Origin of the sequence: Salinicola salarius, from assembly GCF_003206135.1 — a bacterium.
In the GTDB taxonomy this organism is placed as follows: Bacteria; Pseudomonadota; Gammaproteobacteria; order Pseudomonadales; family Halomonadaceae; genus Salinicola; species Salinicola salarius.
Genome location: NZ_PZJT01000011.1, coordinates 68632 through 95191 on the forward strand (window position 1 = coordinate 68632; position 26560 = coordinate 95191).

Annotated in this window: 18 protein-coding genes and 1 pseudogene; 11 read left to right on the plus strand and 8 right to left on the minus strand. The window is 64.1% G+C overall.

What is annotated here, in order from left to right; all coding sequences use genetic code 11:
* Positions 1–112: 112 nt before the first annotated feature.
* Together sucC and sucD are read left to right on the plus strand one after the other, a co-directional pair.
* Positions 113–1279 (plus strand): ADP-forming succinate--CoA ligase subunit beta, encoded by a 1167-nt coding sequence (gene sucC / locus DOM32_RS11860; protein WP_071233214.1) that lies wholly within the window; start codon positions 113–115, stop codon positions 1277–1279.
* On the plus strand, positions 1279–2151 hold the full coding sequence (gene sucD, locus DOM32_RS11865; protein ID WP_071233213.1) for a succinate--CoA ligase subunit alpha: 873 nt from the start codon (positions 1279–1281) through the stop codon (positions 2149–2151). Before sucC ends, sucD begins: the two co-directional genes overlap by 1 nt.
* A gap of 114 nt (positions 2152–2265) precedes the next feature.
* Here sucD and DOM32_RS11870 read toward each other — a convergent pair whose 3' ends face one another.
* The 4 genes from DOM32_RS11870 to DOM32_RS11885 all read right to left on the minus strand — a co-directional run bounded on the left by DOM32_RS11870 (position 2266) and on the right by DOM32_RS11885 (position 7326).
* The gene (locus DOM32_RS11870) at positions 2266–3273 is read right to left on the minus strand and encodes a glucosaminyl phosphatidylglycerol flippase (protein ID WP_110634727.1); all 1008 of its coding nucleotides are present in this window, start codon (positions 3271–3273) and stop codon (positions 2266–2268) included.
* Complete coding sequence (locus DOM32_RS11875; protein WP_110634730.1) at positions 3270–4085, minus strand: N-acetylglucosaminyl phosphatidylglycerol deacetylase; 816 nt, start codon at positions 4083–4085, stop codon at positions 3270–3272. Before DOM32_RS11875 ends, DOM32_RS11870 begins: the two co-directional genes overlap by 4 nt.
* Positions 4078–5211: an N-acetylglucosaminyl phosphatidylglycerol synthase gene (locus DOM32_RS11880; protein ID WP_071233210.1), complete on the minus strand. Its 1134-nt coding sequence runs from the start codon at positions 5209–5211 to the stop codon at positions 4078–4080. Before DOM32_RS11880 ends, DOM32_RS11875 begins: the two co-directional genes overlap by 8 nt.
* A gap of 174 nt (positions 5212–5385) precedes the next feature.
* A complete protein-coding gene (locus tag DOM32_RS11885) occupies positions 5386–7326 on the minus strand; it encodes an exoribonuclease II (protein ID WP_110634733.1) in 1941 nt (646 codons plus the stop codon).
* A gap of 275 nt (positions 7327–7601) precedes the next feature.
* Here DOM32_RS11885 and DOM32_RS18395 point away from each other — a divergent pair.
* From DOM32_RS18395 to DOM32_RS11915, 7 genes and pseudogenes are all read left to right on the plus strand, one after another.
* A pseudogene (locus DOM32_RS18395) lies at positions 7602–7832 on the plus strand (GntR family transcriptional regulator); the annotation flags it as partial.
* Positions 7833–7874: 42 nt separating this feature from the next.
* Positions 7875–8336, plus strand: a complete 462-nt coding sequence (locus DOM32_RS18400) for a GntR family transcriptional regulator (protein ID WP_420876622.1) — start codon at positions 7875–7877, stop codon at positions 8334–8336.
* A 62-nt stretch (positions 8337–8398) separates the two neighbouring features.
* On the plus strand, positions 8399–9559 hold the full coding sequence (nagA, locus tag DOM32_RS11895; RefSeq protein ID WP_110634738.1) for an N-acetylglucosamine-6-phosphate deacetylase: 1161 nt from the start codon (positions 8399–8401) through the stop codon (positions 9557–9559).
* On the plus strand, positions 9559–10578 hold the full coding sequence (locus tag DOM32_RS11900; protein ID WP_110634741.1) for an SIS domain-containing protein: 1020 nt from the start codon (positions 9559–9561) through the stop codon (positions 10576–10578). Before nagA ends, DOM32_RS11900 begins: the two co-directional genes overlap by 1 nt.
* A gap of 101 nt (positions 10579–10679) precedes the next feature.
* Entirely contained in the window at positions 10680–13412 is a 2733-nt protein-coding gene (locus tag DOM32_RS11905; RefSeq protein WP_110634744.1) for a glucose PTS transporter subunit IIA, read from the plus strand.
* A gap of 10 nt (positions 13413–13422) precedes the next feature.
* Positions 13423–15105, plus strand: a complete 1683-nt coding sequence (gene nagE, locus DOM32_RS11910) for an N-acetylglucosamine-specific PTS transporter subunit IIBC (protein ID WP_110634747.1) — start codon at positions 13423–13425, stop codon at positions 15103–15105.
* Positions 15106–15308: 203 nt separating this feature from the next.
* Positions 15309–16109 (plus strand): Cof-type HAD-IIB family hydrolase, encoded by an 801-nt coding sequence (locus DOM32_RS11915; RefSeq protein ID WP_071233205.1) that lies wholly within the window; start codon positions 15309–15311, stop codon positions 16107–16109.
* A gap of 59 nt (positions 16110–16168) precedes the next feature.
* On the opposite strand, the gene DOM32_RS11920 is transcribed toward DOM32_RS11915, so the two are convergent.
* From DOM32_RS11920 to DOM32_RS11935, 4 genes are all read right to left on the minus strand, one after another.
* Positions 16169–17203 carry a YcjF family protein gene (locus DOM32_RS11920; protein WP_110634750.1) on the minus strand — a complete coding sequence of 345 codons (1035 nt, stop codon included), beginning with the start codon at positions 17201–17203 and terminating at the stop codon, positions 16169–16171.
* Positions 17200–18591 (minus strand): YcjX family GTP-binding protein, encoded by a 1392-nt coding sequence (locus DOM32_RS11925; RefSeq protein ID WP_110634753.1) that lies wholly within the window; start codon positions 18589–18591, stop codon positions 17200–17202. The genes DOM32_RS11920 and DOM32_RS11925 overlap by 4 nt, the downstream gene beginning before the upstream one ends.
* Positions 18592–18759: 168 nt before the next feature.
* Positions 18760–20355 (minus strand): solute:sodium symporter family transporter, encoded by a 1596-nt coding sequence (locus DOM32_RS11930; RefSeq protein WP_071233202.1) that lies wholly within the window; start codon positions 20353–20355, stop codon positions 18760–18762.
* A gap of 229 nt (positions 20356–20584) precedes the next feature.
* Positions 20585–22138 (minus strand): glucosyltransferase domain-containing protein, encoded by a 1554-nt coding sequence (locus DOM32_RS11935; protein WP_110634756.1) that lies wholly within the window; start codon positions 22136–22138, stop codon positions 20585–20587.
* Positions 22139–22454: 316 nt separating this feature from the next.
* Between DOM32_RS11935 and DOM32_RS11940 the strand changes: the two genes are divergently transcribed.
* Both DOM32_RS11940 and mdoH read left to right on the plus strand, forming a co-directional pair.
* A complete protein-coding gene (locus DOM32_RS11940) occupies positions 22455–24038 on the plus strand; it encodes a glucan biosynthesis protein G (protein ID WP_244179904.1) in 1584 nt (527 codons plus the stop codon).
* A gap of 19 nt (positions 24039–24057) precedes the next feature.
* Positions 24058–26529 (plus strand): glucans biosynthesis glucosyltransferase MdoH, encoded by a 2472-nt coding sequence (gene mdoH / locus DOM32_RS11945; RefSeq protein WP_110634759.1) that lies wholly within the window; start codon positions 24058–24060, stop codon positions 26527–26529.
* Positions 26530–26560 lie beyond the last annotated feature (31 nt).

The window sequence follows — 26560 nt, forward strand, 5'->3', positions numbered from 1 at the left end:
TTTCGCGTTTCCTGCACTAGGTGCCATTCCCTGTCGGAATGGCACGGGGGCAGCGAGCCGATGTCTCGGCTCGTTGCCATTCGAGTCACATGCAACCTAATGGCATGAATCGATGAACCTTCACGAGTATCAGGGCAAACAGCTGTTTGCCGATTACGGTCTTCCAGTGTCCAAGGGTTTCGCCGTCGACACGCCGGATGAAGCCGCACAGGCCTGCAAGAAAATCGGTGGCGACAAGTGGGTCGTCAAGGCACAGGTTCACGCGGGCGGCCGCGGCAAGGCTGGTGGCGTCAAGCTGGTCGATAGCCCGGAAGCCGCCAAGGCATTCGCAGAGCAGTGGCTGGGCAAGAATCTGGTGACCTATCAGACCGACGAGAAAGGTCAGCCGGTTGCCAAGATCCTGGTCGAGAACTGCACCGATATCGCCAGCGAGCTGTATCTGGGCGCTGTCGTCGATCGCGCCACGCGCCGTGTCGTCTTCATGGCCTCCACCGAAGGCGGTGTCGAGATCGAGAAAGTCGCCGAGGAGACCCCCGAGAAGATCCTCAAGGCCGAAATCGATCCGCTGGTCGGCGCACAGCCGTATCAGGCGCGTGAACTGGCTTTCCAGCTGGGCCTGAACAAGGACCAGATCAAGCAGTTCACCAAGATCTTCCTGGGTCTCTCCAAGCTGTTCCACGACAAGGATCTGGCGCTGCTGGAGATCAACCCGCTGGTGATCACCGACGAAGGCAACCTCCACTGCCTCGACGCCAAGATCAACCTCGATGCCAACGCCCTGTATCGTCACCCCGATCTGCAGGCGATGCGTGATCCGTCGCAGGAAGACGAGCGCGAAGCGCATGCCCAGGAGTGGGAACTCAACTACGTTGCGCTCGACGGTAACATCGGCTGCATGGTCAACGGCGCAGGCCTGGCCATGGGCACCATGGATATCGTCAACCTCAACGGCGGCAGCCCGGCCAACTTCCTCGACGTTGGCGGCGGCGCGACCAAGGAGCGTGTGGCGGAAGCGTTCAAGATCATCCTCTCCGATACCAACGTCAAGGCCGTTCTGGTCAACATCTTCGGCGGTATCGTGCGTTGCGACATGATCGCGGAAGGTATCATCGGTGCCGTCGAGCAGGTTGGCGTCAACGTGCCGGTGGTGGTGCGCCTGGAAGGTAACAACGCCGAGCTGGGTGCCGAGAAACTGGCTTCCAGCGGACTCAACATCATCGCTGCTACCAGCCTGACTGACGCGGCTCAGCAGGTCGTCAAAGCGGCGGAGGGCAAGTAATGAGTATCCTGATCGACAAGAACACCAAGGTCATCTGCCAGGGCTTCACTGGCGGCCAGGGGACCTTCCACTCCGAGCAGGCGATTGCCTACGGCACCAACATGGTGGGTGGCGTCACGCCGGGCAAGGGCGGCCAGGAGCATCTGGGCCTGCCGGTGTTCAACACCGTCAAGGAAGCGGTCGAGAAGACCGGTGCGGAAGCCTCCGTCATCTACGTGCCGGCCCCGTTCTGCAAGGATTCGATCCTCGAAGCCGCGAATGCCGGCATCAAGCTGATCGTCTGCATCACCGAAGGCATCCCGACGCTCGACATGCTGGACGTCAAGGTCAAGTGCGACGAATTGGGCGTTCGCCTGATCGGCCCGAACTGCCCGGGCGTGATCACGCCGGGCGAGACCAAGATCGGCATCATGCCGGGTCACATCCACAAGCCGGGCCGCGTCGGTATCGTGTCGCGCTCCGGTACCCTGACCTATGAAGCGGTCAAGCAGACCACTGACCACGGCTTCGGTCAGTCCACCTGCGTGGGCATCGGCGGCGACCCGATTCCGGGTTCCAACTTCATCGACATCCTCGAGATGTTCGAGAACGACCCGCAGACCGAAGCGATCGTCATGATCGGCGAGATCGGCGGCACCGCCGAAGAAGAAGCCGCGGCCTACATCAAGGCCAACGTTTCCAAGCCGGTGGTTTCCTATATCGCGGGCGTTACCGCGCCTCCGGGCAAGCGCATGGGGCACGCCGGTGCGATCATCTCCGGTGGTAAAGGCACTGCGGACGAAAAGTTCGCCGCGTTGGAAGACGCTGGCGTCAAGACCGTACGTTCGCTCGCCGAGATCGGTGATGCGCTGAAGGCGGCTACTGGCTGGTAAGCCGTTGAGCTGACCGCTCGAGACCATGCGTCTCTGTCATCGCCCCGCCAGGTTCGCCTGGCGGGGCGATTGCATTTGCGCGCTCCGTGAATCGCGCTATTCGTCGCTTCGGTATCAGTGCTTGGCGGCGGCTTTCCGTTTGTTCATCATCCGCAGGAACGCCTTGCCGGCGGTGGCGATGAATATCGGGAACCCGGCCAGCAGATAGAAATAGTAGGTGACGAAACGCCAGATCAGCACGGCGGCGGCGGCACTCTGCGCGCCGATCAGCGGCGTCAGCAGCGCGGACGATGTCAGCTCGGCACCGCCTGCGCCACCCGGCAGGAAGCTCAGTTGACCTGCGGCCATCGATACCATCTGGACCAGGAAAGTCCATGCCCAGTCGATATGCTGCCCCAGACCCTGAACGACCAGATAGAGAACGCTGTAACGGATCAGCCAGTGTGCGCAGCAGAGCAGGAAGACGCCTAGCAGCAGCCAGCGCGGCAAACGCAACGTTTCCATCAGGGAATTGCGAAAGTGCAGCAGCCGGCGGGCGAAGCCGAAGCGTGAGCGCCGTTTGACGTTGAGCTTGGCCAGCCAGCGACCGGTGACGTGCATGACGCGGGCGTAGTTGCTGAGCGTCAGCCACAGCATCGCCAGTGCCGTGATCAGCAGCAGGGTCGGCAACCCCACCAGCCAGCCGAGTTTGAGATCGACCGCCTCGATCAGTACGTAAGCGGCGACGCCCACCAGACCGGAGAGGAAGAACAGCAGATCGGTCAGCTGGTCGACGGCGAAGATGGCGGATGCCTGGGCCGGCCGAATGCCTCGTCGGGCCAGCAGGCCGAGCAGAGTCAATGGCCCGCCGGTGCCACCGGGTGTCGCGCAGATCGCAAATTCGGTGGCCATGACGATCGAAAAGGCGCGGGTCTGGGACAGCTTCCCGGCGCGTCCCGCCAGCAACAATCTCAGACGCAGGGCGTTGAGATTCCAGCAGACGAAGATCATGCCCAGCATCATCAGCAGTTGCGAGGTAGGAAAGCCTCGCAGTTCGGTAACGATGCCGCGTCCACCGATCAGGATCGGTATCGCCAGCGCCGCCACCAGACCCAGCGCCAGTAGCCACAGGATGCGCTTCATGCCGCGGGGCGATCCTTGTTCGCCCGGTTGGCAAGATTGCCGGTGGCGAGGTCAGGAGCTTCATGGGCCAGCCAGTCCCGCTTGGTCACCGGCTGTCGTCCATTGTGGAGCAGCTGTTCGACGAGATGCAGCCAGTAGTCGTACGAAGGGCGATGGCGCATGTCCACCGGATGCAGCGCCAGGCGTAACAGTTGGGCGTGCTGGAAGCGGCGGTACTGGATGGCACTGACCACTCTCGACATGCCGCGTCGCCACGCACTGCGCGCGCTCCAGACGATGCTCGGCGCTTCCAGCGTGGAAAAGGCCGGCAGACGATAGAGCCGTTGCGGGTCGCTGGTATAGGTGAATGGCCGCTCCTGCAGCGCCTCGCGGGTGCCCTGGCTCATCAGCCAGGCCGGGGCCACGAAGCCGCCGTGAGGCCAGCCGCAGGCGTCGAACTGCGCCATGCCTTCATCGAGCAGGGCACCAGCGCGAGCACGATCCAGGGTGTAGAACTCGCCTTCCCAGGTATAGATCCTGCGCATGTAGAAATCGCGCAGCGAGCGCGGCGCCGGGGCATCGTCCCGATGGAAGTAGCCATGCAACGTCAGCTCGTCGCCCAGTTCCAGACGGGTGTCGAGCACGCGGCGCAGGGTGTCGCTGTCGCGACATTCGCCACGGCCATGGAAGTTGGGCACGACCAGCCAGGTGATGGGAATGCGCCGGCCCAGGCGTTCGCCCAGACGATCGATCGCCTCGACGAATCCGCGATAGTCCGGCCAGGTCTCGGGGGCGATATCGTGGAGTACCAGCGAAAAATGGCGATCATCCATGCTGGGAACCCTGCTGGGCCTCTCCTGCGCCTTCGGTGGCACTGGTCAGTCGGCGATAGTGGGAAAGCAGACCGTCGATGACGATGTCCCAGTCGTGATTGTTTTCCACGTACCGTCGGGCGCGACGGCCGGCTTGGGCGGCATCGTGATTGGAAAACAGCTCTTTCACGGCGCGGGCCATGTCGGCCGGTGAATGCGGCTCGCTCAATAATCCACAGCCCAGCGGCACGTTCTCGGCCAGCGCCCCCGCACGCGCGGCGACGACGGGAATGCCGCTTGCCATCGCTTCCAGCGCGACCAGGCCGAACGTTTCCTGGGTGCCGGCATGGACCAGTGCATCGCTCGATGCCAGCCAGCTCGCGACCTCCTCGGTCGGGGTGTAACGGTCGATCACGCTGACGTTGTCGGGGACACGGCTAGGCATGCTCGGCCCGACCAGCAGCAAGTGATAGCCCTTGCCGAGCAGGCGCGCGGTTTCCAGCAGGTCGTGAAGGTTCTTCTCGCGAGAGCCGCGACCGACGAAGATCAGCAGTTTCGTACCGTCGTCGAGATCGAGCTGCTGGCGCAGCGCCGGATTGCGGCGACTGGGATGGAATGTCTCCAGGTCGACGCCTAGCGGCTGGATGGCGACCTGTTCGATGCCGAGACGGGTCAGTCGCTCCGCCATCACGCGGCTTGGCGCGAGCACCTGGTCGAACCGCCGGTAGAGCTGGTAGACATAACGCTCCACCAGCTTGTCGATACCGCTGCCCATGCGATTGCTGATCAACCGCGGCAGGTCGGAATGATAGAACCCGACGACGGGGATATCGAGCTTGCGTCCGGCCCGCACGGCAGCCCAGCCGGTCACGTAGGGATCGCCGGCTTCGATGATATCCGGTGACAGACGAACGAGCTCGCGCTCCCAGCCGCGACGGCGAAGCGGAAATCGATAACCCTGGCTGAACGGCAACGGCGGTGATGGAACTTCATGAATGCCGTTGTGAGTAAAGAGCTGGGATCCGGGTATCAATAGACTGCAGGTAATGCCCGGTCGCTTGGCAAGGCGCCGATGCTTGGCATCGAGGTAAGTACGAACCCCGCCGCTGGCGGGGGCATAGAACATCGTGACGTCGGCAATGTGCAACGAGCCGCTCCTCTAAAAGGCTTCCCTGTCGAGAACGTTCCTGTCGATAAAGCACATTCCGGAGAATGGCGATGACTACATTGCAGTATATCGGGTTACTGCCACAGGGCGTTCACACCATAGTGGTAGCTTGGCAGCGCCATAATATCCAGCGCTGCCAAGCCATTACCACGCTCACTCGGCGGGAGTGGCCACTAGCGAGCGTGTCGCTTCACGGGCTTCGACCAGCTTGACGCGCAGGGCGCCGCCGAGCGCGTAGCGAGGCTCGCCAGCGACCTGGATGCGGCCTTCCTTGTCGTCGATCACGACCTGGTTGCGATCGCTGTGAATCAACGGTGCCGGCACGAAGGCGGTGGCACCGTTGGCGGTCAGGCGAACCCGCATGCCGCCTCGGCGGATGTCGATGATATCGGCATCGAATACATCGCCTTGCTCGATGGCGGTAGCCAGATAGCGCACGTAAAGCCAGTCTTTGACGTCACGTTCGGCCATTCGGTTCAGTCGGCGGCGCTCGGTCAATTGTTCGGTCAACTGCTGGCTGGCTTCCGCCGGGGCTGCCTCGGCCTTCAGTACCCGCTTGATCAGGCGATGATTGACCATGTCGCCGTACTTGCGGATCGGTGATGTCCAGGTGGCGTAGGCGGGGAGCCCCAGGCCAAAATGCGGCCCCGGCCGTGCCGACATGTTGGTATAGCCCTGGAAGCGCCGCAGGCGCGCATCCAGCCAGGCGTCTTCCCGAAGATCCAGCGCCCGGCGCAACTCGCGATAGCGGGGGAGCTCGGCGAGCTGCTCGCGCTCTACCGTGATCTCCTGGGCGGTCAAGAACTCCAGCGCCTGATCGATCTTTTCCGGTTCGAAGGCGTGGTGCACGTTGAAGATGCCGTGTCCCACTTCCTTGGCCAGCAGATCGGCGCAGCAGGCATTGGCGACGATCATCGCCTCTTCGATCATGCGCTGGGCAATGCGGCGCTCCTCGACGCGGATGCCCAGCACGTTGCCGGCATCGTCGAGGTCGAACACGTAGTCGGGACGATCCTTGAACACCAGCGTGTTGGCTTCGCGCCAGGCGGCACGAGCGCGCGAGAGCTCGGCCAGTGCCTTGAGCTGCTCGGCGATCGGGGCTGCCGGCGCCTCGGCGCCTGCCTTTTCTTCCAGCCAGTCGGAAACGTTGTCGTAGACCAGGCGAGCCTGGGAACGAATCGTCGCGGCGAAGAAGCGGTACTCGCCCAGGGTGCCATCGCGACCGACCTGCAGTCGGCAGGCCAGCACCGGCCGCTCGACGTCCGGCTTCAGCGAGCACAGGTCGTCGGCCAGCGCTTCCGGCAGCATGGTGATGTTCTGGCCCGGCAGGTAGACCGTGAAGGCGCGCGTGCGCGCTTCCTTGTCCGCGGCGTGAGATTCGTCCACGTAGGCCGTCGGATCGGCGATCGCGACCGTCAGCGCCCAGCCGTCGTCGGTGCTTTCGATGCGCAGCGCATCGTCCATGTCGCGCGTCTTCTCGCCGTCGATGGTGAAGAACGGCTCGGCGGTGAGGTCTTCGCGCGTCAGTCCTTCGTCTTTCAGCGGCCAGGCGTCGGCAGCCGGCGGGCACTCCTGCTCCAGGGCATGACGTGCCAGAGTGACGCGCCACGGCACGGCCGGGTCTTCGCTCTTGACCACCAGCTCGTCGATCTGGGTGAAGAAGGCGCGATCGTCCGGGCGCAGCGGATGACGGATCAGGCGCGCCACGACCCAGTCGCCATCGGCGATGTCGGACTCTTCCAGCGAACGCTTGAGACGGGCCTTGAGCGACAGATTGATCGAGGGGTGGTCCGGCACCACGGCCAGGCGGCCGTCGCGCTTCTGCACCCGTGCGACGAAGCGATCCAGCGATGCCTCGAGCAGCGTCTCGGGGTCGGCCTGCTTCTTGTCGCCGTTCTCCTTGATGATCGCTTCGATGCGATCGCCGTGGAGAACCTGCTTCATGGCGGGTGGCGGGATGAAATAGGAGGTGCCGTCTTCGGCTTCGAGGAAACCGAAGCCTTTGTCTGTCGCCTTGATGGTGCCCTGAACGCGCGGCGTGTTGGCGCGAATATCTTGCTTCAGCTGGGCCAGAAGAGAGTTGTTCTGCAGCATCGGATCGGATCGGTCGGTGGACGAGAGCGACACTATACGGATTCCGCGTGGGGCACGCCAATCATGCGGTGGTCGACGGCTGCTCGTGGCGGGCCGTATGGCAGGGTGTGGCAGGCGGTGGCAGGCGGTGGCAGGCGGTGGCATTCGACCAATGTCGGCAGTAACCAAACTGGCAGATTGGTATTCGACTGGTTATGTTGGTGGTATTGAAGTGGTATTAACTACGAGCTCCACCACTACGAGCTCCACCACAGCGACGCCGGAACCAAACTGCCATGGCACCCACGCTTTCTCGGCTGAAACTGGACGCCGCCCAGTCGACTCCGCTCTATCGCCAGCTGGCCCAGCAATTGGTCGAGGCGATCGAAGCGGGCGACTGGGAGACCGGCGAGGCACTGCCCTCGGAGCGAGTGCTGGCGGAATCGCTCAACATCTCCCGCATCACGGCCAGAAAGGCGCTGGATCGCCTGGTGGCGCTGGGGCTGATTCAGCGTACCCACGGCTCCGGCACTTTCATCGCCCCGCGTCTGAATCAGTCGCTGACACGATTGACCAGCTTTACCGAACTGCTGGTTCAGCGCGGTCACCGCCCCAGCTCGCGCTGGTTGAGCCGGCGCCTGGGCACGCCAACGGTAGAGGAGAGCCTGCGCCTCGGGCTGAGCGCGGACCACCAGGTCACGCGGCTCAAGCGGCTGCGACTGGCGGATGACGTGGTCGTCGCGGTCGAGGAGAGCTGTCTGCCGGGCCATGTCCTGTCGGATCCCGAGAGCGTCACGCATTCGCTCTATCGCCGTCTCGAAGATCTGGGCACGCCGATCGTCCGGGCCTTGCAGCACGTGTCGGCGATCAACGCCGATGCCGAACTGGCGCAACTGGCCCAGGTGCCGCCATCCCAGGCGCTGCTGATGATGACCCGGCTCGGCTATCTCGCCGACGGCCGGCCCGGCGAACTGACGATAACTTATTGTCGCACCGACTATTACGACTTCATGGTGGAACTCACCCAATGACGGCAGCCCAGGAAAATGAATGAAGGAAATGACCCAGTGAGAGCGTTCGATCAGGAGCCGACATGCTTTACGGCAACATTCTGACTCCGGAGGGGTGGCGGCTCGGCACGCTCGACTGGCATGACGGACGAATCGTCAACCTCGAGGGGAAGGCGGTCGATCCGGACGCCAACGACCATCCGCGCCTGCTGCCGGGGTTCGTCGATCTGCACGTTCACGGCGGCGGCGGGGCGGATGCCATGGAAGGTGGCGATGCCGCCACCACCATGGCACGAACCCATGTGCGCTTCGGGACGACAAGCCTGCTGGTCACCACCATGACCGCGCCGGTATCCGATATCCGCCAAGCGTTGCGGGATATCGCGCGGCGGATCGATGAGCCGCCGGTTCAGGCAGCGCGACTGCTGGGCGTGCATCTCGAAGGGCCTTATCTCAACCCCGGCAAGCTGGGAGCCCAGCCGCCGTATGCCCACCCCGGCGTGATCGAGGAGGTCGAGGCGCTGATGGCCCTCGCCCCGATCCGGCTGCTGACGCTGGCACCGGAGCTGTCCGGCCATGCCGAGCTCATCCGCCAGCTGCGCGAGCGCGGGGTGCGGGTGCAAATGGGCCATACCCTGGGCAGCTATGAAGAGGGCGTGGCCGGGCTGGCTCACGGCGCCCAGGGTTTCACTCATCTCTTCAATGCCATGACCGGGCTGCATCATCGCAAACCGGGAATGGTCGGCGCGGCGCTGGCGCATGCCGACTACGCCGAGATCATTCCCGATCTGCTGCACGTCCATCCCGGGGCGATTCTGACGGCCTTGCGCTGCATTCCTTACCTCTATGGCGTAACCGACTCCACCGCCGCGGCCGGCATGCCCGACGGGGAATATCGGCTCGGCGAGCAGCATGTCACCAAGTGCCTGGGGGGCGTGCGCCTGGCCGACGGCACGCTGGCCGGCAGCACGCTGACCATGGATCAGGCGCTGCGCAATCTGGTCCAGATCGGTCTCGATCTCGGTGATGCCAGCCGGCGGCTGTCGCAGTACCCCGCCGATTTCCTCGGCGAGACCGAGATCGGCCGGCTCGAGATCGGTTGCCGTGCCGATGTCGTGGTCATGAATGCTCGACTCGAGATCGATGCCGTCTATGTCGGGGGCGAGCTCGCCCACCAGGCATCGGCAACGTCACGAGAACAGACGACAACACGGGCGGCCGGCGCGCCGCGGGAGAGCCACTGATGTCACTGATGCTGGAAGAGGCGCAGAGCGCCCCGGAATGCCTGCGAGCCCAATGGCAAGCCAACGCTGGCACGCTGGCCGAGTTCGGCCAGATTCTGCGCGAGGCGGATCTGCATGGCGCGCTGACGGTGGCGCGTGGCAGTTCCGACCATGCCGCTGCCTATTTCGGCTATCTCGGGATGAAGCATCTCGGGCTGCCGGTGGCGTCGGTGCCGCCTTCTCTGACGACCGTTGCCAATGCGCCATGGCGTGTTCAGGGGCAATTGGTGGTGGCCATTTCGCAGTCCGGCGCCAGCCCCGACCTGGTTGCGACACAGAAGGCGCTGGCCGTGGGCGGGGCGCGTAGCCTGGCGCTGGTCAACACGCCCGATTCTCCGCTAGGGCAGGCCTCCGAGCGTGAAATCGCCCTGCATGCCGGAGTCGAGAAGAGCGTGGCGGCAACCAAGAGCTATCTCGCCACGCTTGCCGCCGGCGCGCATCTGGTGGGCGTCTGGGCCGATGACGAGGCGCTGCTGTCGGCACTGGAGGCGCTGCCGTCGAGACTCGAATCGGCAGCACGACAGGACTGGCAGCCGGCGATAGATGCACTGGTCGGCGTCGACAAACTGCTGGTGATCGGTCGCGGCGTAGGGCTCGCCATCGCTCAGGAAGCGGCGCTCAAGTTCAAGGAGACCTGCGCCATCCAGGCCGAGCCGTTCAGTGCCGCCGAGGTTCGCCACGGGCCGATGGCGCTGATCGGGCCGGGCTATCCGGTGCTGGTCTTCGCCCCGCCGGGGCCGGACCAGCCCGGTCTGCTGGAGTTGGCGAAATGGCTGGAGAGCATCGGCGCCAGGGTGCTGCTGGTGGCCGATGACAGTGTCGCCGAGCGTCATCTGCCGTTGATCGACGCCGGTCATGACGATCTGCAGCCGCTATCGGTGATCCAGAGCTTCTACGTGATGGCCGCGAAGCTGGCGGTGGCACGCGGTGGTGACCCGGATCAGCCGCGCCACCTGCAGAAGGTGACGCGCACGCTCTGAATCGCCAGCGGTTCGCTGGTCTCGGGTAGCAACTCAATACCGGGCGTTCGGCGAGTGCCGGATTGAAACAGGATCGAAACAACAACAAGTCGGGAGTCTTCATGTCATCCACGTTACGGTTTCTCGGTGCCCCGATGCGCGGGGTCGTGGTCCCGCTGTCGGAAGTACCCGACCCGGTCTTTGGCGAAGGCGTCATGGGGCCGGGTATCGCGATCGACCCGCTGGGGGAAACGTTGCATGCTCCCTGCAACGGCGAGGTCATCCAGTGCGCCCGGACCGCCCATGCGATCACGCTGCGAGACGATGGCAACCACGAATGGCTACTGCACATCGGGCTCGATACCGTCGATCTGGGTGGCGAGGGGTTCGAACTGCTGGTCTCGGCCGGCGAGCGCGTCTCGGCCGGTGATCCGCTGTGCCGGTTCGACGCCGACCGGCTGGCGCAGCGCGCCACGGCGCTGGTCAGCCCCATCGTGCTGACCAACGGCGCCGAGATCCAGCTGGAAGCGCTGGTCACGCCGGGAACGGTCGTCGAGATGGGCGAAGCGCTTCTTCGCTGGCAGGTAGCCGTCGAGGCAGCAAGCGCAGGTCACGACGAGCCCGGGCGCGAGCAAACCGCGCATGACGAGGCAACGATCACTTCGGCCAGCGGCTTGCATGCCCGTCCGGCGGCACGGCTGCGAGCCATCGCCCAGACGCACGCGGTCGAGCTGACACTGACACGGGCTGGAGGTAGCCGCGTCGGCGAACCCCCTGTGGGGGAAGCCAGCGCTGCCAGCCTGAGCGCCCTGCTCAACCTGGGGCTGGCTCGGGGGGATCGGGTCCGGATCATGGCGCGAGGGGCGAGCGCGCAGGCCGCTGTCGAGGCGGCGGTGGCGCTGCTCGAAACACCCGAAGCCGCCGGTGATGGTGGCCAGAATGAGCCGCTTCAGGCACGGCCTGGCGGGCAGCAACGGGCACCACAGGCAGCCGCCATCGAGTCTGCGCCTGGCGTTCTGACCGGTCTGGCGGCGAGCGCCGGCCTGGTAGTGGGGCCGCTGGTTCGCTACACGGTCGCGCTACCGCATGTGCCTGACAAAGGGGAGAACCCCGAGCGGGAGCGCCAGGTGCTGTCGCAGGCCGTGGCCGATGCCGACGCCTCGCTGGCTCGAGCGATGGAAGGCGCCCGGGCGCGGGGCCGGGAAGACGAGACGGAAATCTTCGAAGCCCACCGCGCCTGGCTGGACGATCCCGATCTGCGCGCAGCGGCCGAGGCGGAAATCGCCAGCGGGCACAGCGCCGGGCGGGCCTGGTTCTTGGCGCTGGAGCGCGAGATCCAACGTCTGCAGACCGGCGATAATCCCTTGCTGGCGGCGCGGGCCGACGATCTGCGCGACCTGCAGCGCCGGGTCATGCAGCCTCTCGCGACCGAGGCGGCGACAACCGTTTCGGGAATCGACGGCGCGATCCTGACGGCACGGGAGCTCACGCCCTCGCAGTTCGTCGAGGTGGCGGATCGGATTGCCGGACTGTGTCTGGCAGCCGGCGGTTTGACCTCCCACGTCTCGATTCTGGCGCGAGCGCGGGGTCTGCCATGCCTGGTGGCAATGGGCGAGGCGCTGCTGGAAGCGGACAGTGACAAGGCCTGCCTGGATGTCCGTCGCGACAGACATCATGGCGTGCTCGAGCTCGCGCCCGACGAAAGCCGCCTGGCGGCGGTCGACGCCGAACTGGCCGGTCAGCGGCGGCAGGCGTCAGCGGAGCGCGCGGCTGCCTTCGACCCGGTATCGACCCGAGACGGGCGGCGCCTTCATGTCGCGGCGAATATCGCCTCCCCCATGGAAGCGCGGGAAGCTGCCGGGGCGGGCGCCGATGGCGTCGGGCTGATGCGCAGCGAATTCCTGTTTCTGGAGCGGCAGGCTGCGCCCACGCTGGCCGAGCAGCAGGCCGAGTATCGCGCCGCCGTCGAGGCGATGGGTGGCAAACCGGTCGTCGTGCGTCTGCTGGATATCGGCGCCGACAAGCAGCTTCCCTATCTCCCGCTATCGGCGACGCCCAACCCGGCGCTGGGCGAGCGGGGCGTCAGACTCTGGCAGACACATCCCGATCTCTTCGAGACTCAGCTCGACGCGCTGCTCGAAGCGGGGCGCGGCCTGCCGCTTTGCGAAGATGGACTGCCGACGCTGCGGCTGATGGTGCCGATGGTGGCCGATGTCGGCGAATTGCGCTGGGTGCGGGAACGACTCGTATCACGAGCGACGGAGCTGGGCATCGAGCGGCTGCCGGCGCTGGGGGCGATGATCGAGGTGCCGACCGCGGCACTGTGTGCGGCCAGTCTGGCTCGCGAAGCCGATTTTCTCTCCATCGGTACCAACGACCTGACTCAGTACGCCCTGGCCATGGATCGCGAGGTCGCGTCGCTGGCGCTGCGCAACGATGTGCTCCATCCCGGGGTGTTGCGACTCATCGCGCTGTGTCTCGAAGGAGCGGCGGGTCAATGCCCGGTCGCTGTCTGTGGCGCGGCGGCGGGGGACCCGCTGGCGGGAGCCTTGCTCGCGGCGATGGGCGTCGACGAGCTTTCCGTCGAACCCGGGCGTATCGCCGCGGTCAAGGCCGCGCTGCGTCGGCTGCACGCCGGCGCCCTGGCCAGCCGGCTCCCCTCGCTGTTGGCGCTGGAAGATGGCGCCGCCGTGAGACAGGCGCTGGGCGACCTGCCGAAAGCGATGCTCGACGCGGACGACGACGTACCAGACGACGGCACCCAGGGTATCGACGGCGTGTCCTCGAGCGTCGGCGAGGTCAAGTCCGGCATCGGCAGCGCGACAGCAAGAGATAACACGACAACAAGAGATTGAGGAGCGCGTCATGACCACGACCTTCGGTTCCCGGCTCATGGCCGGTCTGCAGAAACTCGGGCGCTCGCTGATGCTGCCCATCGCGGTATTGCCGGTGGCGGGTTTGCTGCTGCGCCTGGGCCAGCCGGATCTGCTCGATATCGCCTTCATCGCCAATGCCGGCAATGCGATCTTTTCCAACCTGGCGCTGATCTTCGCTATCGGCGTGGCGGTCGGCTTTGCCGACGACGACAACGGTGCCGCCGGGCTGGCGGGGGTGATCGGCTATCTGGTGCTCAACGCGGTACTGGAAACGCTGAATCCCGATATCAACATGGGGGTGCTCTCGGGCATCATCATCGGCAGCGTGGCCGGGTTGCTCTACAACCGTTACAAGGCGATCAAGCTACCGGACTACCTGGCGTTCTTCGGCGGGCGGCGCTTCATTCCCATCGTCACCGGGCTTTCGGCGGTGGTGCTCGGCGGCATCTTCGGCCTGGTCTGGCCACCGGTCCAGCAGGGCATCGATCAACTGGGGCAATGGCTGATCGACGCCGGCGACCTGGGGCTGTTCGTCTACGGCGTGCTCAACCGCATCCTGATCGTCACCGGGCTGCATCACGTGCTCAACAGCTTCGTGTGGTTCGTGTTCGGCAGCTTCGACGGCGCCACCGGCGATCTCAACCGCTTCTTTGCCGGTGACCCGACTGCGGGGAGCTTCATGGCGGGCTTCTTCCCGGTGATGATGTTCGGCCTGCCCGCGGCGGCGCTGGCGATGTATCACGCTGCGCCGCGATCGCGTCGCGCCCAGGTCGGCGGCTTGTTGCTGTCGCTGGCGCTGACCGCTTTCCTGACTGGCGTCACCGAGCCGATCGAATTCTCGTTCATGTTCCTGGCGCCTGCGCTGTATGCGATGCATGCGGTTCTCACCGGCATCTCGATGGCGCTGATGAACATGCTCGGCGTCAAGCTGGGCTTCACCTTCTCCGCCGGGGCCTTCGACTACGCGCTCTCCTACGGCTTGTCGACCAACGGCTGGATGATGATTCCGGTGGGGCTCTGCTACTTCGTGCTCTACTACGGCATCTTCCGTTGGGCCATCGTGCGCTTCGATCTGCCTACGCCGGGCCGCGAGCCGGAAACCGCTGGGGCTGCCGGTGCCCCGGTCGAGGCCGGCGAACGGGGCCCGGCGTTCGTGCGCGCCTTGGGCGGCGCGGCCAATCTGACCAGCGTGGGGGCCTGTACGACGCGCCTGCGGCTGGTGCTGGCCGACGACAAGGCCATCGACGAGCCGGCCCTCAAGCAGCTCGGCGCGCGTGGCGTATTGCATCTGCGCGGTGGCGGGCTTCAGGTGATCCTGGGGCCGATCGCCGATGGTGTCGCCGACGAGATCCGTGCGGCGATGCGGGATCACGGCAAGACGCCGGATGTACCGACGGCGTTGGAGAGCGACACGGCACTGGACGATGCCGAGCTGGATGCGGATTCGCGACAAGCGTGGCTGGCGGCGTTGGGCGGCGCGGAGAATATTCGCACCGTCGCGGCCGTGGCAACGACCCGGCTGCGGGTGGAACTGGGGGATTGCGAACGCATCGATGAATCTGCGCTCCTGGCGCTGGGAACTGCCGGCATGCAGAAAATCGGTCACGGCGTTCTGCATCTGGTGATGGGCCGGCAGGCCCGCGCGGTGGCCAATAGTCTCGAGGCCAGATGACAGACCGGAGTCGAGGGCTGCGATTCTGGGAGAGTGTAGAGAGCGGGAGAGAAGGAGAGTGAGAGAGCAGCGGGAGAGCGTACGGCGGCCAGCGGGCAATTGACGCCCGCCGGCCGGCCGTCGACACTGAATGCCCCGAGTTCGAAAACCGTGGCTGACATTTGGCCGCTGAAGTTCGACGCCGTCCATTCAAGGAAGACTCCATGGCCCAGCATCTGATCGCCAGCGATCTCGATAATACCCTGTTGAATGCCGAGCATCGCGTCGACGCCTTGACGCGAGACACCCTGCGGGCGTTGTCGGCGCAGGGGCATGTGATCGCGTTGGCCTCAGGGCGGCACTATCACGATATCGCGGCGATTCGACGACAGCTGGAGATCCCGGCCTGGATCATCAGCAGCAACGGCGCCCACGTTCACGATGCCGACGATCGGCTCGTCAACGAAACGCTGGTGCCGACCGAGCTGGTTCAGGCACTGGTGGCGCTGCCGCGTCCGGAGACGGTGCGGCTCAATCTCTACACCCATGACCGCTGGCTGATCGACGCCGAAGCGCCGGAACTGTTGCCGCTTCATGCGATGACAGGGTTCACCTATCAGGTCGACGACATGCGCGACCTGAAAGATGAACACGTCGGCAAGGTACTTTACATCGGCGAGCCGGCACTGCTCGAACCGCTGGAGCGCACCCTGCGGGAGGCGTACGGGGAAGCGCTGCATATCACCTACTCGGCGGCCAATTCACTGGAGGTCATGCATCGGGGCGTGAACAAGGCGACCGCGCTGAGTCGCGCGCTCAAGGCGCTCGATCTTCCCATCGAGCGGGCGCTGGCGTTCGGCGACAACTTCAACGACGTCGAAATGCTGACGCTGGTGGGCAATGCCTATGTCGTCTCCAACGCCCATCCCGAGGTCATCGATCAACTGCCACGGGCCAAGAGGATTGGTGCGCATCACGAATCTGCGGTGGCCCACACGCTGCGAGCGTTCTTTTCGCTCGATTGATGTCACGGTGTCGCTTCACCGCTCTCGATCGATGCGGCGGCTGACTTCCGTTCGCCGAGTCAACCCTTCCCCGCAGTGTCATCCAGCCGGCGCAGTTGCTGCCACACTTCACGCCGCAGGTCGGCGAGGCGCGGCTGTTCGCCGGACTCGAAGGCGATCGGCCGGGTAGTTCGCATGGCGCGCAGGCCCAGACGTGCCGTCAGCAGCCCGGCGCCCAGGCCCTGACCGGCGCGACTCGATAGCTTGGCTGCCAGGTTCATCGACAGCAGATCCATGCCGGCGTCGGTGATCATCTCGCTGGCACCGGCGAAGGCCATGTTGCGCAGCACTTCCCTGAACAGCCTGAGGCGGCTGGCGTAGCCGAGCTGCAGCCCATAGAGCGCGGCGATGCGATCGAGCATGGCAATGTTGCGCCAGGCCATCAGCGACATGTCCACCAGGGTCAACGGGCTGACGGCGACCATGACGGCGGTTTCTCCCGACATTCGCGTCACCAGCCGCCGTGCCGCCTGGTCGCGCGGCGCGAGGATGTGGTATGCGATCAGTTCGCGGGTCTCGTGCGCCGTATGATGCGACTGGTGGGCGCGCAGGAAGGATTGCCAGTGCGGATGATCCCGGGAGAGCCCCATCTGGCGACGGAGCTCGTCGGCCAGCGTGGCGGGATCCGTACGGGCATTGTCGGTGTCGTCGATCCACTCGTCATCCAGCTGCTGCCGCAGGCGCGCATGCCGACGCAACTTGCGCAGCCGCCACACCTCGCCAGCGAGCGCCTTGGCAGCCAGCCCGACGGCAAGCAGGCCGAGCATGCTCCAGGCGCCCGATAGCCAGTCGCCGCCGAGGGCCGAAGTATAGAGCGACTGCGCGGCCTCGATCGTGCCGAGCGCGAGCGTGCCGCCGAAGATGGCCAACAGCCCCCAGCGGCGCTTGCGCGGCGGTTCGATGGCGGCATCGAGCGCGGGCGAGTCGTCGTCCGCGGAGTAGGGATCGCTGGCCTGTGTGGGGGCGTAGATTTGCGCGCCGTTCAACGAGGCGTCGTCGGCAGGCCTCGGCGGTTCATCGAACGTGAAGCGCTGCCCGGGGCGGGGGTCGCTCATCGCAGTTTATCTCCCATCAGCCATTCCAGAGCCGCGTCCATGCGAATATGGGGTAGTGCGGCTGGCGTGAACGGTGGCGGCCGGAAGGCCGTGAAGGCAAATCCCTGGCGCTGCCAGAATTCTGGCTCCGGGAGCCGGGTCGGGACGTCGCCGGGATAGACCAGCAGCGGCTCGCCGTCGAGGCCATGTCCCCGCAGCGCCGGTTGACGTCTGCCGTCGCTTTCGACTTCGCGGGTCTCGGTGGCCCGAATCGAGGCCAGCGAGAAAGCCCGAACCGGGACATCGGCGTAGCGTAGATCCTTGATCGGCTCGGCCAGCAGTGATTCGAGCAGCGTGACCAGATTGGCATGCTGGTCCGGCGTGACGTGGTCCGCCTTGGTAGCGGCGATGGCGAGCCGGTCGATACGCGGCGAGAACAGCCGGTTCAGCAGGCTGCGTTTGCCGTAGTCGAAACTTCGCATCAAGGTCGTGAGCGCACGCGACAGATCCTCGAAGCGTTCGGGGCCGGCGTTGAGCGCGCCGAGTACGTCGACCAGCACGATCTGGCGGTCGAAGCGGCGGAAGTGCTCACGATAGAAAGGCTTGACCACATGCTGCTGATAGAAGCGAAATCGCTTTTTCAGCGTCTGGTAAAGGCTGGAGGCGGGCAGGGCTTCCAGCGTCTGACGATCCTTCTCGGTGACGCCCGGCAGCGGGAAGAACTGCAGCACCGGTGCGCCTTGCAAATCCCCGGGCAGCAGGAAGCGGCCCGGCTGCAGGTGAGAAAAGCCGGCTTCCCGGGCCTGGCGCAACGAGGCGGCGTAATGCTCGGCGAGCTCGGCCAGACGCGACTCGTCCACCGTCTCGTCGGCTGCATGGGTCGCAGCGGCGTCTTGCCAGGTCCTGGCGTAGCGTCGACGCTCCGGGCCCATGCTTTCGAGCTGGGCCTGGCTCCAACTGAGGAAGTCATGCTCGAGCAACGGCAGGTCCAGCAGCCATTCGCCGGGGTAGTCGATCAGATCCAGCGTCAGCGTCGCCGTGTCACCCAGCAGGCCACGAGCGCGTCGTGTCTTGTAGCGCAGTTGCAGACGCAGCTCGCTGATACCACGAGTCGGCTCGGGCCAGTGGGGCGGTGTCGACTTGAGGGAGGCCATCGCTTCGTCGTAGGGGAAGCGCGGGATCCCGAGATCGGGCTGGGAGACACGCTGCGCACCGAGCAGGCGCTCTTCACGGGCGGACTTGAGCAGGTCGAGACGGGCATCGATACCCGCATGGCGCAGCTGGTTGACCAGCGAGGTCAAAAACGCCGTCTTGCCGGCGCGGGAAAGCCCGGTCACCGCCAGGCGCAACTGGCGATCCCGGCTGCGATCGATCAGGTTCTGAAATTCATGAGTCAGTTGTCGGCGCATCGCCTCGTTTCCGAAGAAAACCTGCCTGCATGGTAAACGATCTGAGCGGATATGCGGGCGTGGCGGCGAGGCCATGAAAGGATTTTGCCCTGAAAAGAGGCTGAAACGACGACGCCTCGCACGGTGGCGAGGCGTCGTCGGTGTTGTGCCGGGTATCTGTCGTCGCGATCAGCCGGCAAAGGCGAAGTAGATCGCGAAGACCAGGACCAGCAGTACGATGCCCACCGGCACGGCACCTTTCCAGGGCGTCAGGTCGACGGCCTTGACGTCTTCATGGACCCAGGCTTCGCGGCGCGGCGCGATCTTGCCGATCAGCAGCATCACGACGATGAGCAGCACGAAGACGCCGGCGACGAAGTGGTACTGATTGGTGATCTCGAGGATGCCGTTGAACGGCGGCACGAAGTAGCCCGCAGCGATCAGTATGATGCCCCCGACCAGGCCAAAGATGGCGGCCGACTCCGGCACTCGCTTGGTCAGCAGGCCAACGATCACCACCGCAAGGATCGGAATGAAATAGATGGCGTTCATGGTCTGCAGGTAGTCGAACAGGCTGTCCTGGCCGGCCAGCAGCGGGGCGATGGCCATCGACGCGACGGCCATGATCCAGCCAAAGACCTTGCCGGAGTTGACGACTTGCTGCTCGCTGGCGTCCTTCTTGAGCACGCCCTTGTAGATACCCAGGCTGAAGAGCGTCGTGGTGCTGTTCAGCGCCGAATTGAACGACGACAGGATGGCGCCGACCATGACGGCCGCGAAGAAGCCTGTCAGCCACGGTGGCAGCAGGTGGAAAACCAGGTAGCCGTAGGCTTGGTCGCCAGCGATGCCTTCATCGGCATAGAGCTGGTAGGCGATGATGCCCGGCAGCACCAGATAGAGTGGCCCGAGCAGCTTGAGGAAGCCGGTCAGCAGCACGCCTTTCTGACCCTCGGAAAGGCTCCTTGCCGCAAAGGTGCGCTGGATGATCTGCTGGTTGGTCGACCAGTAAAACAGGTTGATCAGGAAGACCCCGGTGAACAGTGTCGGCCAGGGCACTTGCTGGTCCGGGCGCCCTAGCGAGTTGAGACGCTCGGGCTGGGCCTCCTGGATTGCCTGCCAGCCGGCAGCGATGCCGTTGCCGTCTCCTACGGCATCGAGACCGAGATAGACGATGACGAACCCGCCGACCAGCAGCCCGATGGCGTTGATGCTGTCGGAAACCGCGACCGTGCGCAGCCCGCCGAACAGGGCATAGACAGCGCCGATGATGCCGACGCCCCAGACCGTCAGCCACAGCAGCGTCGTGCTGGAATCGATGCCTGTCAGTACTGGCAAGTCCAGCATGCCCTGCAGGCCGACGGCGCCGGAGTAGAGGATGATCGGCAGCAGAATGACGGCGTAAGCGACCAGGAAGATGACGTTGCAGATCAATTGCGTCGTCGGGCCGAAGCGTTCCTGCAGCAGTTGCGGAACGGTGGCGATGCCGCTGCGCAGGAAACGCGGCAGGAAGAACAGCGCCAGCAATACCAGGGCGACGACGGCGACGACCTCCCAGGCCATGACGCTCAGCCCGTCCGAGAAGGCCGAGCCGTTCAATCCGACCATCTGCTCCGTCGAGAGGTTGGTCATCAGCAGGGAGCCGGCGATCAGCGGGAAACTGAGACTGCGTCCTGCGAGAAAGTAGCCGCGCGTGTTACTGAGATCGTCACGGTGAGTGATGCGCCAGGTAATCAAGGCGACCAACCCCGTGAAGAACAGAAACGAGATTAAAGTCCACGCATGCATAGGGGTATCCTTGTTGAATGCATCCCGAGGGTCGCACCAACGTAATTAACGTTGAGTTGCGCCACGTTACCCTGCGAATTGTTGGTCAACTAGCTGTAAACCGCCATTCGCCATTTGTCTGACATAACCAGCCCAATGTGTAGGTGTTTGTTGAACGCCGGTTCACGAGGCAATGACAGAAAGCGTGGCAGAGCGCGGTCAGCAGCGGGAAGAGGCATGCCGGATCGGCTCAGTCATCGATCGGAAGTTCGGTCGTGGTCAATGCGTGATGACACTTGCGATCGAAAGACACCACGTAATGCCCCTCGAACTGGTAGAGCGTATACCAGGCGCGCCGGGATAGCGGTGTCAGATGGTGGCACTGCGCCTCGAAACGTCGGCGTAGCGGTGGGTCGTCACCGAGTTCGAAGGCAGAGGAAAGCCCGCGACGGTAGAGATCCTGATAGCCCCACCAGTAGCCATTGTCGAGATAGGGATGGATCAGCTCGCCAATCAAGGGATGCACGGCGATCGCGTTACGTGTCGCACGCGTGAAGGGCAGCGTTCCATCGATGACCAACGGCGCGGCTGATGGCTGTATGGCGAGATCGTCGATCAGTTGCATCGACACCTCATCGGCGAAGAGCGCCTGTTGACGCTGTGCGTTGCCGTAGGCGTAAGCCAGGGTCAGTGGCGTGCCGAGTGCCAAGACGATCAGTGGCCAACCCAGCAGGGGCCAGCCCTTGGACTGGCGTGGACGTCCCAGCCAATGAAGAACGCAGAACAGCAGGCCGGCATACAGCGCGCCGAAACCCATCATCACCCTGGGTTGCCAGATCGGATGGGCCAGGGCCGAGAGGAATCCCAGCCCGCCGAAGGGCAAGCAGACCAGCACCAGCACCATTACCGGCAGCCCGGGGACGCTGCGGCGGCGACACGCGGCGACCAGCAAGCCTGTCGGTGTCACGATGGCCAGCGCCGTGAATAGCCACCAGGTGGGCGTGTCCACCATCGTTGCCGCGTAATGCCAGAATTGCCCGGTCTGGTCGAGCAGGTGGCCGGGCAACTGCCCGAGCGGCGCCAGCCTGCTGTGCTGCTCGCTGTAGTCGCCCTCGATCAATGCCGCGGAGACGAGCTTCGATATCACCAGTGCCAACACGCCCACCGCCAGTGCCCCCAGGTGCCGGTTCCAGTCCGGGCGGCCATGGTGCGAGATGGTCAAGGCAACATGAAATGCCAGCAGGATGAAGTAGACGTTGGCCGCCGGCTGGTAGAACAGCAGCGAAGCCAGTACGCCGGCCCCGCCCGTCAGCCAGCGAAACCGCGCTTTCCAGAGATGGTTTTCGCGCGGGTCCAGGGCGCAGGCGATACCGGCAATGGCGCAGGCCAGGGCGAGCGCCATGGGCAACGCATCGAAGTGATAGGAGAGGTTTTGTAGGAAAAATGGCTGTACGACCAGTATCAGCATCGCGAGCCAGGCATAACCCGTGTCAAATGCAAGCAGGCGACGGCGCCACAGCAGAATCGCCGCGGTGATGGCAGCCAGCCCCAGCCATAGCGGCAGTGGCGCGAGATCGGCAAGACGCGGGCCACCATTGACAAGGAAGGCGATCAGGCTGGAGAGCGGACGCCCGTTGGAGACCCACCCCATTTCGCCATGGAAGCTGCGCCAGATATCGTCACGATAGAGGTGGTCGGCGTGGACGAGGGGGTAGCTGAAAATGACCAGATACGCCATTATGCCCAGCCAGCGGCGTAATCCGGTTGTCATGTTCACCTGGTTGGGGTGCGAATCGATACGCATTCATCGGCCTCATCCGTCGGTGAACCGGGGCGCGGGCTAATAAAGTGTGTGTGAATAGAACATGAGTCAAATAGCGCGGTCGCAGACCGGTATCGAGGTCTTTCCGTGTCCGCAGTGTAGCGTATGCTAGACTTCGGCCATACGAAGCACGGAGGCTTCGTTATCTCGTCGTCCTTCATCGTGAGTTGCGTCCGCGTCCTGAATACCGGCAGTGCGGCTACCGGCTGAGCTGACCGTTTACGATATGGCTATGTGCGGTCTTGAACATTTCGAGCTCGTTGATATCGGCCAAGATAGTTATGACAGGAGTATGAGTGTGAGTGCATCGATCCGGCGGAGTAACCTTGAAAAACGCAAGGCGCTTCTTCCGGTGGTAGCCCTGACAGGGTTGCTACTCAGCGGTATCGCCCAAAATGTATTGGCTTTTGGTTTCGATGATGTCGCGAAGAAAGCCGAAGACCTCTCGAAGCAGGGTTATAGCGAACCTGAGAAAAATCTGCCGGAAGCGCTGCGTAATCTGGACTACGGCCAGTATGAGCAGATCCAGTACAAGCGTGACCGCGATGTCTGGAGTGGAGACGGGGTGCCTTTCACTCTGAGCTTCTTCCATGAGGGCATGCATTACGACAGTGCCATTCAGCTTCATAGTGTCGATGATCAGGGCGTTCAGGATTTCGCCTACAATCCCGATGACTTTACCTACGGCAATCTCGATTTGCCGGACAGCGCCAAGAACGACGATGACTTGGGCATCGCGGGCTTCAAGGTCAATTACGCCCTCAACCAGGCGGATCGCAAGGACGAGACGATGGTATTCCTCGGCGCGAGCTACTTTCGCGTCGTCGGCAAGAACCAGGTCTATGGCGTTTCCGGTCGCGGCCTCGCCGTGGACACGGGGTTGCCTTCCGGCGAAGAATTCCCTCGTTTCAAGGAGTTCTGGATCGTCAAGCCGAGCAAGACGAGCCAGTATCTGACCATCTTCGCGTTGCTGGATTCTCCCAGCCTGACGGGCGCCTATCGCTTCGTTCTTCGCCCGGGTGCCGACACCGTGGTCGACGTCAAGTCGCGGCTTTTCTTGCGTCGCGCGGTCGAGAAGCTGGGTGTGGCGCCGCTCACCAGCATGTATCTCTATGGTCCGGAGCAGCCCTCATCGACGCTGAACTACCGTCCGGCCATTCATGACTCCAACGGCCTGCTGATCAGCGACTCTCAGAACGGCTGGACCTGGCGGCCGCTGGCCAATCCGGCGAAGCTGATGATCAACGAGCATGCGACACCGCGCCTGCGTGGTTATGGCCTGATGCAGCGTGATCACGAGTTCGACAGCTACCAGGATCTGGACAGCCGTTACGACCTGCGGCCGAGCGCCTGGATCGAACCCCAGAACGAGTGGGGCGCGGGCAAGATCGAGCTGATCCAGATCCCGACCCCCAATGAAACCAACGACAACATCGTGTCGATGTGGCTGCCGGAAACCGCTCCGCAACCGGGCACGCCGCTGGATTACGATTATCGCTTCACCGTGACCAAGGACGAGAGCCGTTACGTCGACCCATCGCTGGCCTGGGTCGAGCAGACCCGCCGCTCGCGTGGCGAAGTGCGTAAGGACAATCTGGTGCGTGAAGCAGACGGCTCGCTTGCCTTCGTGCTGGATTTCGAAGGCCCTTCGCTCTCCGGCCTTGGCGATGATGCCAACCTGAGCGTTCAGGCCAGTGTCGGCGACAATGGCGAACTGGTCGACGCCTCTACCGAGCGTAACCCGGCGACCGGCGGCTGGCGTGTGTTCGTCAAGATCAAGCGCAGCGACAACGCCCAGCCGCTGGATATCCGCGCCTATCTGAATCAGGGCGACAAGCGGGTCTCCGAAACCTGGTACTACCGGCTGCCTGCCAATGGCTGAAGCGACGTCCAGCTCACGGATGACGTCAGCCGAGCAATACCTGGAGCGGTTGGCACTGGAAACCCAGGATCGTGACGAGCGGCGCAAGCTGCTCGCCAGCGATCTGAACACTCACGATATGGCATCGCTGCATGCGGCGTTGGGCGGGCGAGAGGTCGACAGCGATGATCCTGCCGCCACATCGGTGGGGCGTCGCCTGGCGCTGGCCTATGCCGAGCCGCCGCTGGCGCCGCCGGACGTTCTGAGCACCGACGAGCATGGGATCACCCGCCTGCAGACAGCGCCGCCCATGCGGCGGACGCCACTGGCACCGGAGGCGTGGTCCACCAATCCCTTCGTGCGGTTTGGCCAGCGTCTGAAGAACTGGGCAGATCGTGGCTATCGGCGCAGGCAGCGCGAGGCCAAGCCGACCCCGCGCTGGCAGTGGATCGCGAGCGCGCGGCGCTGGGTATTGCTGGTGCTGATTTTCGGCCAGAGCGTCGTAGCCGCCAACCAGATGCGAACGGTATTGCCCTATCAGGGCCAGCAATGGCTGGAAGTTGCCATTCTGGCGCTGTTCGTGCTGCTGTTTGCGTGGGTTTCCGCCGGCTTCTGGACCGCCCTGATGGGCTTCTTCCAGCTGCTGCGAGGCCGGGATCGCTACGCCATCGATTCCGAGGTCGGCGACGAGCCGATCCCGGACGACGCGCGCACGGCATTGCTGGTGCCGATCTGCAACGAGGACGTCCCGCGAGTTTTCGCCGGCGTTCGCGCGACGATCGAGTCCCTGCGCCAGAGCGGCAACGGTCGCCATTTCGATGTCTTTATCCTGAGCGATACCTACGATCCCGACATCGCGATCCAGGAGACCCACGCCTGGCTGGCTCTGTGCCGCGATCTCGATGCCTTTGGCCAGGTGTTCTACCGTCGTCGTCAGCGCCGGGTGAAGCGCAAGAGCGGCAACCTCGATGACTTCTGTCGTCGCTGGGGCGCGCTCTATCGCTACATGCTGGTACTGGACGCCGACAGCGTGATGAGCGGGGCCTGTCTCACACGTCTGGTTCAGATGATGGAGGCGCACCCGGATGCCGGTATCGTCCAGACGGCGCCCAGGGCTTCCGGGCGATTGAATCTCTATGCCCGCATGCAGCAGTTCGCTACGCGGGTATATGGGCCGCTGTTTACTGCCGGACTTCACTTCTGGCAGCTGGGCGAATCGCATTACTGGGGGCACAACGCCATCATCCGCATGGCGCCATTCATGCAGCACTGCATGCTGGCACCGTTACCCGGCAAGGGCTCGATGTCCGGCGAGATCCTGTCTCATGATTTCGTCGAGGCGGCGCTGATGCGGCGTGCCGGCTGGGGCGTCTGGATCGCCTACGAGCTGGAGGGAAGCTATGAGGAGATGCCGCCCAACCTGCTCGACGAGCTCAACCGGGATCGACGCTGGTGCCACGGCAATCTGATGAATTTCAGGCTGTTTCTCTCCAAGGGGATCCATCCCGTTCACCGCGCGGTGTTCCTGACCGGCCTGATGTCCTATATCTCTGCGCCGTTGTGGTGTCTTTTCCTGGTCCTGTCGACGGCGCTGCTTGCCGTTCATACGCTGAGTACGCCCAACTATTTCCCGGAGCCGGGGATGATGTTCCCGGTATGGCCGCAGTGGAACCCCACGCTTGCCGTCGGGCTGTTCGGTGCCACCGCAACGCTGCTGTTCCTGCCCAAGGTGTTGAGCGTGATTCTGGTGTGGGTTCAGGGAAGTCGCCAGTTCGGCGGGCCGCTCAAGGTACTGGCGAGCATGGTGCTGGAATCGCTGTTCTCGATGGCGCTGGCACCGGTACGGATGCTGTTTCACACGCGTTTCGTGCTGACCTCGATCATGGGCTGGGCCATCCAGTGGCGGTCGCCGTCTCGTGAAAACAGCGACACGACCTGGGGAGATGCGATTCGCAATCACTGGAGTCAAACCGTGATCGGGGCGGTCTGGGCCGTGGGGGTCTATCTCATGGAACCGACCTTCCTGTGGTGGCTGTCGCCGATCGTGGGGGCGATGATGATATCGATACCGGTCTCGACGCTATCCAGTCGGGTATCGCTGGGAAGCGCCTGCTTCCGCGCGCGGCTGTTCCGGATCCCTGAAGAGACTCATCCTCCGCGTGTACTGCGCCGGATGGTGCGTCATCTGGGCAGAATGAATGCCGCTGCGCCCACGCCGACTTTTGTTCAAGTGGTCATGGACCCGATATCGAATGCCTTGGCAACGGCGCTGGGGACGGCTCGCCATGCACATGCCGAGCCGCTGAAACGGAGACGCCATGAGCGCGTCAGCCAAGCCGTCAAGCAGGGGCCGATGTCGATGGGCAATCTCGAGCGCCTGGCGTTTCTGGATGATCCGGTGATGCTTTCCCAGTTGCACTGGCGAGTGTGGGAGGATCCCGAGGCTCACGCTGCCTGGCGTCATTACGGATTGCCGCCAAAAGTATCGCTACGGGTGCCGGCATTCCATTGAATTGCGGCTGCCATGCGCCTGTCGACGCGAA

What these genes read in the sequence shown, in the direction of transcription:
- DOM32_RS11875 (WP_110634730.1), bottom strand. Translation starts at nt 4,085, where the DNA reads ATGGATGATCGCCATTTTTCGCTGGTACTCCACGATATCGCCCCCGAG.
- sucD (WP_071233213.1), top strand. Translation starts at nt 1,279, where the DNA reads ATGAGTATCCTGATCGACAAGAACACCAAGGTCATCTGCCAGGGCTTC.
- DOM32_RS11900 (WP_110634741.1), top strand. Translation starts at nt 9,559, where the DNA reads ATGTCACTGATGCTGGAAGAGGCGCAGAGCGCCCCGGAATGCCTGCGA.
- DOM32_RS11930 (WP_071233202.1), bottom strand. Translation starts at nt 20,355, where the DNA reads ATGCATGCGTGGACTTTAATCTCGTTTCTGTTCTTCACGGGGTTGGTC.
- DOM32_RS11915 (WP_071233205.1), top strand. Translation starts at nt 15,309, where the DNA reads ATGGCCCAGCATCTGATCGCCAGCGATCTCGATAATACCCTGTTGAAT.
- nagA (WP_110634738.1), top strand. Translation starts at nt 8,399, where the DNA reads ATGCTTTACGGCAACATTCTGACTCCGGAGGGGTGGCGGCTCGGCACG.
- sucC (WP_071233214.1), top strand. Translation starts at nt 113, where the DNA reads ATGAACCTTCACGAGTATCAGGGCAAACAGCTGTTTGCCGATTACGGT.
- DOM32_RS11905 (WP_110634744.1), top strand. Translation starts at nt 10,680, where the DNA reads ATGTCATCCACGTTACGGTTTCTCGGTGCCCCGATGCGCGGGGTCGTG.
- DOM32_RS11870 (WP_110634727.1), bottom strand. Translation starts at nt 3,273, where the DNA reads ATGAAGCGCATCCTGTGGCTACTGGCGCTGGGTCTGGTGGCGGCGCTG.
- DOM32_RS11920 (WP_110634750.1), bottom strand. Translation starts at nt 17,203, where the DNA reads ATGAGCGACCCCCGCCCCGGGCAGCGCTTCACGTTCGATGAACCGCCG.
- DOM32_RS11885 (WP_110634733.1), bottom strand. Translation starts at nt 7,326, where the DNA reads ATGCTGCAGAACAACTCTCTTCTGGCCCAGCTGAAGCAAGATATTCGC.
- mdoH (WP_110634759.1), top strand. Translation starts at nt 24,058, where the DNA reads ATGACGTCAGCCGAGCAATACCTGGAGCGGTTGGCACTGGAAACCCAG.
- DOM32_RS11925 (WP_110634753.1), bottom strand. Translation starts at nt 18,591, where the DNA reads ATGCGCCGACAACTGACTCATGAATTTCAGAACCTGATCGATCGCAGC.
- nagE (WP_110634747.1), top strand. Translation starts at nt 13,423, where the DNA reads ATGACCACGACCTTCGGTTCCCGGCTCATGGCCGGTCTGCAGAAACTC.
- DOM32_RS11935 (WP_110634756.1), bottom strand. Translation starts at nt 22,138, where the DNA reads ATGCGTATCGATTCGCACCCCAACCAGGTGAACATGACAACCGGATTA.